Here is a 12,133-nt window from a genome sequence, read left to right on the forward strand (position 1 = left end):
TTGAGTCACGCCCCCGGTAAGGGCGCGATGCGATCCGACATGAAGGCTGGTGCTGCAAAAACCAGCCTTCATGGGACGCCATCCACTCAGTCCCCGCCTCTGTCATTGCTGACAGTTCGAATCCCCCAATGGGCCGGGCGATGATTGGCTTTCTTAAAGTCTGCTTGAAAAGGCGGATCACGTAATACCCTGACAATTATAGAAGTTTTTGGTGCAGCTTTTCCCAAAAAGCTGCAAGAAACATCGCCTTTTTAAAAAAGACGATACCCAAAAACTTTTGTTATTTTTCATCAGCCGGCTGTTTTCAAACAGTCTCCTCCCGTTATGGATATCGGGATGATCGTCGCTGTTCCCCACAGCGTTGCGCTCCTTTTTTCCCACTGGTCGTTTTTTGAATCAGGCGGCATGACGCCTCAATCCATTTTGGTTTACGAACAACCCATCACCGCCATATCATGACGGCATGAAAATATTCCCACGGCCCACCACCCGACGCCTCCTTCTGGCTTTCACCGCCGCCTTCGCCACAATGGGGGCAGGTCCCGCACCTTCGCTGGATTCCCTTGAAACGGCGCATTTCAAGGCTGAATGGGCAGCAAGCCCGGTTACGTCCACCTCACTTGGCATCCATGATACGGACGCAAAGCTGGACAATGTCTCGATCAGCGCCATAGGCGCGCAGACGAAGCGCCTTCATCGCGAACGTGATGCGCTGGATGCGCTCGATGTCTCCGCCCTGCCGCAACGCAGGCAGGACGATCGCGATATCCTCAAGGCGGATATCGATCTGGAACTGATCACGAACGAACGCATACAGCCCTTTCGCCATAATCCGGATTTTTACATCACCCTTGCCACCGACGCGCTCTACAGCCTGATCGACCGTGATTTCGCCCCCCTGCCCGTCCGGATGAAAGACGTCATCGCCCGTGAAAGGCAGATCCCCGCCATGTTGGCCAGGGGCGAAAGGCAGCTTGAACAGGTTCCCGCGATTTTCGTCGAGATTTCCAGGGAAGATCTGGAAGGCACGATCGTTTTCGTGCGTGACAACGTGCCTGCCGCCTTCGCCAGCGTGAAAGACGACAAATTGCAGGCCCAGCTCAGGTCCAGCACGCAGGCGACGCTTGCCGCCCTTGCGAAATTCCAGACGGCGCTTAACGCCATCAAACCGTCCGGCACATTCGTGCTTGGCGCCGATACCATCCGCGCGATGCTTGCCGCCGATATGGTCAACACGCCTATAGACACCATCATCAAGGCTGGCCGTGCGCAGCTTGCCCGCGATCAGGCCGCATTCCATGCGGCTGAACGCCAGATCGATCGCCGCCACCCGGATCAGGCCCTGGCCGAAATCCGCAAGGACCATGTCGCGGCCGATGCCCTGAACCAGCTGGTGCGCACCCAGCTTACCGATGCGCAGGGCTTCGTGATGTCACATAACCTCGTGACATTGCCCAACACCACGCTGCCCGTGGTCACCGATACGCCAGGTTTCGAACGTTCCATGATTACGGCGGCAACGGACTGGCCCGGCCCGTTCGAGACCAAGGCCACGACATCCTTTTACTACGTGACGCCGATCGACCCGAAACTCAGCCCGGAAAAGGCTGAGGAATCGCTTGAGGACGCCAATACCCCGTCCATGCTCAACGTCACCGTGCATGAAGCCATGCCGGGCCATTTCGTGCAGGGGCTGTACCTGCGCGCCAATCCCGACTGGTCGCTGACCCGCAAGGACGGGCGGTCCTATGCCACCACCGAAGGGTGGGCGCATTACACCGAACAGATGATGATCGAGCAGGGATTCCACGCACAGGATCCCAAACTGCATCTTGCGCAGTTGCAGGACGCCCTGCTGCGTGACTGCCGTTTCCTTGCATCGTTCGGGATGCATACCCAGGGCATGAGCCTGGCCGACGCGACAAATCTGATGCAGAAGGAATGCTACCAGTCCTCCGTCATGGCGTACAAGGAGGCCCGTCGCGGCACGGCCGATCCCGGTTATTATTCCTACCTGCTCGGCAAGCTCATGATCCTTCACCTGCGTGACGACATGCGCAAGAATGAAGGCAAGGCGTTCTCCCTGAAGGCATTCCATGACTCGCTGCTGGGCTCCGGCCTTGTGCCCATGCCCATCATCCGCCGTGAAATGACCGGACGGGATGACCCCATGCTGTAAAAGAACGCCCCGACAAAAGGGCAGTAAACGTTTCGGGGTGTCGCCTTTTTTACAGAAGGCGACACCCCCTGAAGCTTTCTGAAAAAAGCTTCACCAAAAACTTCTTTATGATGACAGGCTGTTTCGGAAACAGGATTTCAGATCAATCCGTGCATATTCAGCCTGATTTTCCCTTTTTATCGGCGGTCACGACATTGACTGCCTTATCCCCCCTGTCCACGACAGATACATGCGTTGTAAAGGTCTGCGTGAAATGGAGGTGGTGCCCCGCAGGCCGTGGACCGGCCGTAGTGGACTTGAAGTAAAAGCGCCCATGCGGATAATCGAACAGGACAACGCGGTCCGCGAAAAAAGGCATCCCGATATGCCCGGTCATGATATCACGTTGCAGAACGACAGTATCGTCCTTGATGCGTTCTCCGCCAATCTCGAAATCTTTGATTTTTACTTCCCGCCCCGCTGTCAGGAACCTGTCAAAACGGGTAATCGTCTTTTCCGCCCTGACAAGGGTCGGATGGGCAACTTCGGGAAGGTCATCCCAACTTGTCGGCACGGAAGTCACATCCAGATCCGGGTTCATGGAAAACCATCGTTTCTTTCCATCAATGACAGCCGGAATCTGGAAGTCCCCGTCCAGGCGGACGGAACGCGCCTTGTCCCCCAGGATCTGTTGGCCGACATCATCGCATCCCGCATTGTTACTGGTGGTGATGTACATCACCTCCCCATGAGGCATGTCGAGCAGGACGAGCATACGTGAAAGCACCATCTGCCCGATGACGCCGATCACGGGACGGCCCCCTGCCGACTGCACGCTGCCCCCCCGGATCAGGATGCCATTGACCGCCCCCAGATCGGCTCCGCCAATCTGCAGGTCCTTGATGCCGATATAATCCACTTCCTCGTAATGATACCCGTTCAGGTCCAGTGTGGCTGGCATTTCCTTATCGGGAAAGCGGATATCCCGGGTTTCACGGACATAGATTTTGTCGTAATCGGGACTGATATACATTCCGACGTCATGGTCGTTGACGCGCACGGGAATAATGGGACCGTCCCCCGCCCCACCCAGCAATGGCAGGACGACACTGCCGGTAATGCACCGGGAAAGATCCTGTGCCCCGGCAGGGGAAAATGGCATCATGAACAGGCCGAAAACAGAAAAGGCCAGAATAAGTCGGCTGCGCATTGCCCTGTCTTTCCGATATGGTCCGGGCTGACCGTTACAATATGATTATATTTTTCCCTTGCATTGGCCAGAGGGAAAATGAGGCAACCTGCGGCATTTTCCGTCCTGCCGAACCTTCCCGATAATGCGGCGTTGCATTCCGCAGTTACCGGGAGGTTTTCATGAAACGCGTTTTCGGTATCTTCATCCTGCTGCCGCTTGCCGCCACCGTTGCGGGCTGCCATGACCCGCATCGCTCGCGCCATCCCATCTACTGGCATGAGGAATATGACCACGACGCCTCTTCGCGCCAGCACCCCGGCACGAACCGGCGATAAAGGCGGTCCCCCGCGTCATGTTCCTACAGCCCCGGCGCATAGTGGATCATGAACATGCCATGCACTTCATCCCAGCTTCCGGACCGGGAATAGCCGCCTTCCACGCCAAGACGAAGCGCGGGCGTCAACTGATAGATCGCGCGCGCCTGTGCGCTGCCTGCCAGGCCCCCCGTTGACTGCCCGGCATATTTCTCCCTGCCATGAATCCCACCTTCGCCCAGCGGGAACATCGCGGTCGCATTTTCGGTATAATGCTGGTAGCCGCCTTCCCCCTTGAACATCCATGTCCATCGCCCGGCATGCCCGTCATAGGTCAGCGGCATCAGTGCCGCCAGGAACGCATGGGGGGAGAAGTATCCCCCCTGCCCCCAGGTAAAGAAGTATGTATTGCGGCGATACCCGAAATAGACCAGATCCAGCCCCAGCCGCAGGTGATGGGCCTCATGCTGGTGCCACACCAGCGCTGATCCCCCCGCCCCTGCTTCGGTTTCATGGTTGGCGACCGTATTGGTCCCCTGCATGACCGCGTAACCACCGCCAGCATACAGGTTGTAGCTGGCCTGCCCCCATTCGAGCTGCCCATGGCCGCGATTGCGGGTCACCCCGCCCCAGATGCGGCCCGTTCCCGGATCACGCGCCCCGGAATAGGCCAGCAGGCTGTCGGTCACCGCGCGACGTTCGCCCGTCAGCCGCAGGACCAGATGACGCGTCAGATGCGGCGTGAATTCAAGTCCGCCCAGCACGTTCGTCGTGGCGAAGCCCAGCGGCGTCGTTCCCACGTCCGCCGCCAGCCACCTGCGCTGATAATGCACCGACACCGCCACCCCGGCCGCCGCGGCAGGCATGCGGAACCCCGATCGCACGCCATTCGTGGCAACGCTGCCGTACTGCCGCGCCGTGGCGGATGAGGAAAGCGGGTCGCCGGACATCAGCACGCTGGGCATGACGGAGAAAGAAACCTGCTGCTGCGTGGACGACAGCGGCAGGGTGGCGGTCATGGGAATGTTGACCACCGTCATGTGTCCCAGACCCGACTGCCCCGAACGGTCGCGGATTTCCACATTGCCATCCGCCTGTGGCGCCAGCGCCCGCGAGAGGTAGTCGCTTTGCCGGTCCAGTGCCTGAACGGGCGTCAGGCGCGGGTCATAATGATACGTCTCCGGCATGGCCGCCCCCATGTCGGGCACGAACTGCGTGCCGATATCAGGCCATTCATCGCGGGCGCTTGGACGATACGGGGCACAGCCCACATCAACCCGCGCGCCATGTCCGATGGCGTCGTCATCGGATTGCGACGGCGCGCAGTCCAGCCCCCGCGCGCGTTGCAGGTCGTCAAGGCGCCTGCGGTCATGTCCCCCCGCGCCGTCAAGCTCCGCCTGGATTTCCCAGGCATCCCCCCATTTCGGATACCGGGCCTCCAGCGTGCGGGCCATTTCACGGGCGGCCTTTTCATGTCCGGCCGCCAGACTGTCCCGCGCGAAGGTGGCCTGGGCCATCCTGTCATCCGGCTGGACATCAAGGGCCCTGCGATCATAAACCAGCGCCAGCGCGGGCTGCTGGCGGGCGGCCTCTACCCGTCCACGCGCCAGAAGGAGGGCCACATCCGCCGGCCTGCGGGCCAGTTGCGGGTCAAGCAGGCGCTGCGCCAGATCGGGATGCCCCTCCAGATTGTCATGATCCGCCTGCGCGATGACAAGACTGGCCTGCAACGCATGCAGATCCCGCGCCTGCGTCGGGGTCAGGGCCTGCCCCATCGTGATGGCGGGAATGCCATTCAGCACACGCTGCATCGCGGCCAGATCACCCACCTGCAGGAACAGGCCCGCATAGGACAGGCTCTGGTTGACGCTGACATGCCCTGCACTCTGCTCCAGCGCGCGGGCCAGCACCCTTCCGATGGCGTCATTCGTGGCATGGTGCCGCAACATGGCCTCGACCACCAGACGCGCATGCGTGCCTTCCTGGTCGGGCGCAATGTCCATCCGTTCCAGCAGGGGCAGCGCCTGCGCGTCCGCTGTCGGCAGGTCGCGGATCTGGCGCCACAGCACCACCTGCGCCACGCCATCGGACATATCGGGCGTAATGGCCGTACGCGGCATGCGGGCCAGCAGCATGTCGGCGCGCGACATGTCCTGTTCCTGCAAGGCGAAGGCGAAACAGACCTGCAGGCCCTCGTTACCTGAGGGTGTTGGATCACACAGTCCCGCCATCAGCGCGCGCGCCCGGCTGGCCTGCCCCTGCGTCAGCCACAGCTGCGCAAGATGCAGCCGTAGCCAGCCATTATGCGGTGCCTTGTCCACCGCTTCTTCCAGAAGTTCGGCCCGCAGGCGCGGATCCGTCTGCGCATCGGCGCGGGCTGCCAGCAGACGTGCCTGCAGGGCGGCAACCCCGGGATAACGTTCCGCCACCAGCCTTGTGACCCAGCCCGCCGCCTCGTCCGTCCTGCCTTCATCCATCAGCACGTCCGAAAGCGCGGCAATGGTCGGCAGGTCGCCGGGAACAAGGCGCAGGACTTCCCGCCAGGCCGCCTCTGCCGCTGCAAGCTGATGGCGCGACTGCAGGACGATGGCCCTTACGCGCACCGTATCCGCGATCCGGCCATGCGTCCTTTCCACGGCAGGCACCATGGCCCAGGCCTCATCATACCGATGGTGCGCCACCAGCGCCCACATCTGCGCAAGCTGCGGATCAATGGCGGGGGCGTCCAGCCCCGCCAGTGCCTTGCCGATTCCCGGATCGGAAGGTGCCAGCGCGCGCGCCTGCATCAGGAACGCGCGCGCGGCCTTCAGGTCGCCGCGACGCTGCGCCACCAGGCCCAGCCCCTCCAGCGCGGCGGGTTCGGGGGTGCCGGACGCCATGGAGCCGTGAAAATCGTGGTCCGCCTGATCCAGATCACCATGCGCCAGCGCCCGGTATCCCGTCCCGACCATGGCCAGCCGCTCCGCCTCGGCCCGCGCGGTGATCACGGTTTCCAGACGGGTGCGGATGACGCTGTCATCCGGATGCAGGCCCAGCCATTCCCGGTAGTACGGCTCGGCCTGTGGGTCGGTTCCCATCCATTCCAGCGCCTTGCGCCACGACTGGACGATTTCATCGCGGATGAAAGAAGGCGTATCGGGAGTTTCCGCCAGGGCGCGCATGTCCGCGATGGCGGCCGCCCGGCTTGCCGGACGATAGCTCATCGCCTGATCCAGCGCCACGCGCGCCTGGAGATCGTGCGGCATGATGGCGCGCATGACCTTCAGGCGGTCCGTCCCCTCGACATATCCCACAAGCGAACCGGACAGAACGCGGTCATATTCCAGCTCCGGTTCAGGCAGCGGGTGCGTTCCGCGAAAGGCCGCGCGATACTGCACCGCCGCCTGCAGTGGCGTACCGTGATCCGCCACCGAACGGGCATGCGCCAGCGCGGCGGGATCGACTGTCCCGCCGTCGATCCATCCCTGCAGGGCCGCAATCTGCTGTGCCGTTCCCTTTTCCGCCCGCAGGATCTGCAATGTGGCGCGCGCGGCGGGAAAATCCCGCTGGTGCACCTCGATCGCCCCCAGCATCAGCCGGGCCTCGATATTATCCGGCTCTATGCGCAGCGCGCGTTCGATCGCATGCAGGGCGTGCATGTCATCGCCATGATGGATCCAGAACGCCCCCTCCTCTATCTGCTGGTTGAGGATGCTTTCGGCATAATTCGCGGATGTCTGCGCCTGCGCCATGGGAATGGACAGGCCAAGCATGCCGGCAATGGCAGCCCCGCCCCACCTGCGCACGTCATGCCAGGACGCAGCGGCACGCGACATGCAGCAGGGCATGGAAGGTCCATCGGACATGGTGAGGTTCCTCTGCTACAGATCGCCGGTCAGGTCGTGGTCAAGGATGCGCCGCCTGCTACGCGCGCTCAGGAGCGATATGGCGCACGAGGTGCCACATACCGCCGTCAGCATCCCGATCAGGCACAGAAGCAGTGGATGGCCGCCCAGATACCAGTCCGGCAGCATCCATGCCGGCATGCTGCCGACGGTATAGATCCCGCCGGTGCGGTAATCATCCAGCCGCGCGCCATGGCGAACCACCATGTCCCCCTGAAACCGCGCCAGATCCGCCGGATCGCGCAGGTCGCGCACGATGGCGGACAATGCCGCGGGTGTCGCCCCCAACACGGCGACCACGGAACGATGCGCGGCAAAGGGCGACTGCGCGGCAACCACGGCGCCCTCATCAAGGTTCACGAAGGCAGGCGCGACATTCCCGCCTGACAGCGGGTGAGCCAGCCAGCGCATGACGCGTGTGGCCGGGGTGTCCTTGCGCCGGTAGCCCGCAAGGGACAGGGCGCTGCTGGCGTTCCCGAGATCTTTCAGCGGTGAAAAAACCAGGATGTCGCCCGTCACCGACATGTCGAGGGGCATGTCTGTCGTGCGCACGTCAAGGCCCGTCGTGGGGTAACGGTCGAGCGCACCCATGAACCCCATCATGTCCAGAAACGCGCCGATGGTATCGGGCGCGGGTCGCGGCGGAATCACGACGGTGGTTTCCGACAGGTCGGCCATGCGCGAAAACGGGAAACCGGCCTGCGCGAACATCGCGATATCAGGAAGGACGGCGAAATGCCGCGATTTGGAAAAATCCATGGTCGAGGAAGGGTCGAGTTCCACCACCGCGTCGGATGCCTGGGCCGCGCCCCCCCCGCCATGACGGGGATGAACGTCGAAATACAGGTCCAGCCGGTTATGTTCCGACATGTTCCATACCGGCAGTTCCAGGACGTGTTCCACCGGTGCGCCAGATTTGCGAAACGGGTTGAGGGACCACGGCGCCAGCGAATAGGAATGCAGGAACATCCCGTTCATCATGACGCTTACATGGGATTTCGCACGGTCCAGCACATCGCCGCCCGGTGCCTCCAACATCAGGCGGGCCATGAACGGCCTTGAACGCCACGACCGGAGATCGGGCGGAAGGGACAGGGAGATTTCCACTTTTTTTGACGTCAGGCCATTGGTGCGCAGGGCCGCCGTGGACACCAGCTCGCCAAAGGTTACGGGCCGATCCGTCCGGACCAGACCGGGCGCATCGTACGGCCTGCGCGGTGGCGCCACCACGACGGGGGCCATCGCATGTGATCCTGATTCGTCATGTTCCGCCCCCAGCACCAGTGCGCGTGCCGCCGTCCCGACCTCCGCCGTGGTACGCCCCGTCACCACAAGCTGGGTGCCAAATCTATCGTACGGATTTGCAATGGCCGCCACGCTCGGCCCTGCGGGATGCTCCCCCCACGGCCCCGGCAGGTCGGATGCCATCATGATCGCATTGCCTTGCCGTGGCGCCTGGGCCCCGACCTCGAAATGAATGCGGGTGTTGCGCGTCTGCACCCCCAGCCACGATGCCACCATCCCGGCGGACGCCAGTATCGCCGGGTCCGGCACGTCCGGCAGGACGAAAAACACCGGGACAGCCTGTGCCGCGTCGGGATCGATGACAGGATATGGCAGGGCCGACAGCAGTCGGTGCGGCACCAGTCCCACGGTCGTCAATGTCAGGCTGGACCGGGGGGAAATGGATATCCGGGCGGCGGGATCATGAACGGCCGCCATATCGTCCACCGGCGCGGAGGCATCCGGACCGCAGGCGGGTGCCTGCGTCCCCGCATTTGAGACGGGACGCATGAACAGGCGGAAATTGACGCGGTTGCGCACATCGAAAAACATGGGACTGACCGGAAGGTCCACCGGGCCGAACCCACCATTGCCCGAAACGCAGACAACCCCGACATCCTGATTGTTGACGGTCACGGCGATCGCGGCGCGATCAGGCGCGTGCGGGACCTGCACGGTCCCCATGACGGTCAGGTGAGCATCGGTGACGATGGCATCGCGGCCAACATTCGCACGCAGTCCATGAAGCGGCGCATCCGCCTGCAGCACCATGGGATCCGTATGGCCCATATCCGCAAACGCGCGCGTGCGCGTCACCGGCTGGCGCGAAACCTCGCCTACATCGGCCGTGGTCATATGCGCGTCGTCAATCGCGCTTACCGATCCATTTCCCGCCGGCGCGGGCTGACCGCCCGACACCGCCTGCGCCCATGCCGCCGAGTGCAGCAGTACCAGGCCGACTGCCATCACCACGGTCCTGCCCGCACCGCGTGCGGCATCATGGCGTGGCGGGATCACCAGGCGCTGGCGCGGAAGCTGCTCTTCGGGGACGGTTTTCCCTTCCACCGGGGGTTCATGGTCCGTGGGTTCATCCCTGGGGAACGGACGGAACAGCGCGACAATACTGCGCAGCAGCAGGTAAAAACTGCGCAGCGGATTGTCGGGGGGAAAATCGGACCATTTCGACCACGCGTCATCACGCCCGAACACCAGGCCGACAATCTGCCTTTCCGCCTCGATGTCGGGAATGACCCATTGCAGATGCAGACGCCCCTCGCGCCGCGCGATAACCACGGCACACATTTCAACAGTGCCGGATGCCAGTGACCACCGCAGGGCCAGCCTGTCCCCCACGGCCCATGGCCCTGTCGAGGAGACAGCCAGCTGACAGCCCCCCATCGAGACATCGACAGTGGTGCATGCATGGACATACCCGCCGTCATCCACGATTTCGAAGGGGATGCATGCCGACACACGGTGATTACGACGACGCTGTCGCGTTTCACGGGCGGCCGCGACAGCGCCAAGGACGATTATCAGGCTGAACAGCACCCAAACGGAATTGACGCTCATGGCCCGGAACACAAGCGTTTCATGATAATGGGCGATTGCGGACCATATTCCCGTAACCAGTCCCACGCCCAGGATGCCCGCGATGATGACGTTGGGATAGGACGCCCGCCAGTCAAAGCGTTCACGGTCCAGCAGGCCGCCCTTGTCCGTCACGTTGAAGCTGCCCTTGTGCGGCGCGATAAAGGTGATGAAAGTCATGCGCACGAGAAATGGCGCAAGCACGGTTTCGTAAATCTCGCTCCAGAAAGAATAGCGCCACCGTCCCTGCAGGCGCGACATGGTCATGATCGTATGAAACAGATGCGGCAACGCATAGACCGCAAGTTCGTACGGCGAGGCCGCGATCATCGTGACGCCCAGGAAAAGATAGGCCAGCGGCGCCAGCAGGAACATCATGCGCGGCAGGGCGAACAGGTAATTCGTGGACGCCGCCAGGTAACAGATCCGCTGCGTCAGGCGCAGGCCACGTCCCGCCAGCGGATTATCAATACGAAGCATCTGGAACATGCCGCGCGCCCAGCGGATACGCTGCCCAAGCTGAAGGGCCAGGGTTTCCGTCTCCAGCCCCGCCGCCAGAGGTTCGCGCAGATAGCCCGTCCCCCACCCCTTGCGCTGCATGCGCAGGGCGGTATGCGCGTCCTCCGTTACGGTTTCGGTGGCGAAACCGTTGATCGACATGATCGCCTTGCGCCGCAGCAACGCACAGGAGCCGCAAAAGAACGTGGCATTCCAGAAATCATTTCCATCCTGCAACAGACCATAGAACAGATTGCTTTCCGGCGGGACCTGCCAGCCCTCGCTCATGTTGCGCCGGAAGGGATCCGGTGAATAGAAATGATGCGGCGTCTGCAGCAGCGCCAGATTGGGGTCGGCGATCATCCATCCGACGGTTTTCTTCAGGAAGCCGCGCACGGGCACATGGTCACAGTCAAAAATCGCAATCACGTCGCCATTGGTGGCCTCGATGGCATGATTGAGATTGCCGGCCTTGGCGTGCATGTTCTGCGCACGGTTGATATAGCCCGCGCCAACCTGCTCGGCGAAATCACGGAATGCGCGGCGCCGCCCGTCATCGAGGATATAGACATTCAGCTTTTCCGCGGGCCAGTCCATGGACAGGCACCCCAGCACCGTGGTCCGGACGATGGAAATATCTTCATTGTAAGTGGGAACATACACATCGACGACCGGCCACAGGGCCGTATCCTCCGGCAGGGGATGGACCTGTCGGCGCAGGGGCCATGCAAGCTGGAAATAGGTAAACCCGACGCGAAAGGTGGTATAGATTTCACAGACCGCGAGCGCCAGCACCAGAATGCGCTGCAACGTGCCGTCAAGGTCCAGCGTCGATGTGAACCTCCAGACCAGGTAACGGCCTGACACGACAATGGAAAGCACCATCAGAAAGCCGCGCGACCATCGTTCCTGATGTCTGCGGACAAGGAAAAACAGTATTACGCCGCCAATTGCCACGAATAACTGCCGATCAGGTGGCAGATAGGTCAGACATGTTACCGCCATCAGCACGATGAACAGTAATCCCGACACGACGGGGGACTTCAACACGCGCAAGATCATTGAATGAAAATTATATCCTGCATAAAATACACCACTTTCACGGTGAGGATTTATACCAACCATTGTTTGGCCTGACTCACGGGGTACCCATCGGTTTAAAAATGTGATTCATAGGATGCAGACCATTCTCTGAAGGAGGCATTCTGGATGG

5 protein-coding genes are annotated in these 12,133 nt (G+C 61.8%); 2 read left to right on the forward strand and 3 right to left on the reverse strand.

The features are described 5' to 3' along the window. The first annotated feature begins 463 nt into the window (after positions 1 to 463). A complete protein-coding gene (locus CFR71_RS12270; RefSeq protein ID WP_110531525.1) occupies positions 464 to 2,179 on the forward strand; it encodes a DUF885 domain-containing protein in 1,716 nt (571 codons plus the stop codon). 157 nt (positions 2,180 to 2,336) lie between these two features. On the opposite strand, the gene CFR71_RS12275 is transcribed toward CFR71_RS12270, so the two are convergent. Further along, positions 2,337 to 3,368, reverse strand: a complete 1,032-nt coding sequence (locus CFR71_RS12275) for a hypothetical protein (protein ID WP_110531527.1) — start codon at positions 3,366 to 3,368, stop codon at positions 2,337 to 2,339. A gap of 161 nt (positions 3,369 to 3,529) precedes the next feature. Here CFR71_RS12275 and CFR71_RS16585 point away from each other — a divergent pair, with 161 nt between their 5' ends. Further along, complete coding sequence (locus CFR71_RS16585) at positions 3,530 to 3,685, forward strand: hypothetical protein (RefSeq protein WP_165829244.1); 156 nt, start codon at positions 3,530 to 3,532, stop codon at positions 3,683 to 3,685. 23 nt (positions 3,686 to 3,708) lie between these two features. Here CFR71_RS16585 and CFR71_RS12280 read toward each other — a convergent pair whose 3' ends face one another. Next, on the reverse strand, positions 3,709 to 7,509 hold the full coding sequence (locus CFR71_RS12280) for a cellulose synthase subunit BcsC-related outer membrane protein (RefSeq protein ID WP_110531529.1): 3,801 nt from the start codon (positions 7,507 to 7,509) through the stop codon (positions 3,709 to 3,711). A gap of 15 nt (positions 7,510 to 7,524) precedes the next feature. Beyond that, positions 7,525 to 11,970, reverse strand: a complete 4,446-nt coding sequence (gene bcsA, locus CFR71_RS12285; protein WP_239020402.1) for a UDP-forming cellulose synthase catalytic subunit — start codon at positions 11,968 to 11,970, stop codon at positions 7,525 to 7,527. Positions 11,971 to 12,133: the final 163 nt, after the last annotated feature.

Source organism: Novacetimonas pomaceti (genome assembly GCF_003207955.1).
GTDB classification, from domain to species: Bacteria; Pseudomonadota; Alphaproteobacteria; order Acetobacterales; family Acetobacteraceae; genus Novacetimonas; species Novacetimonas pomaceti.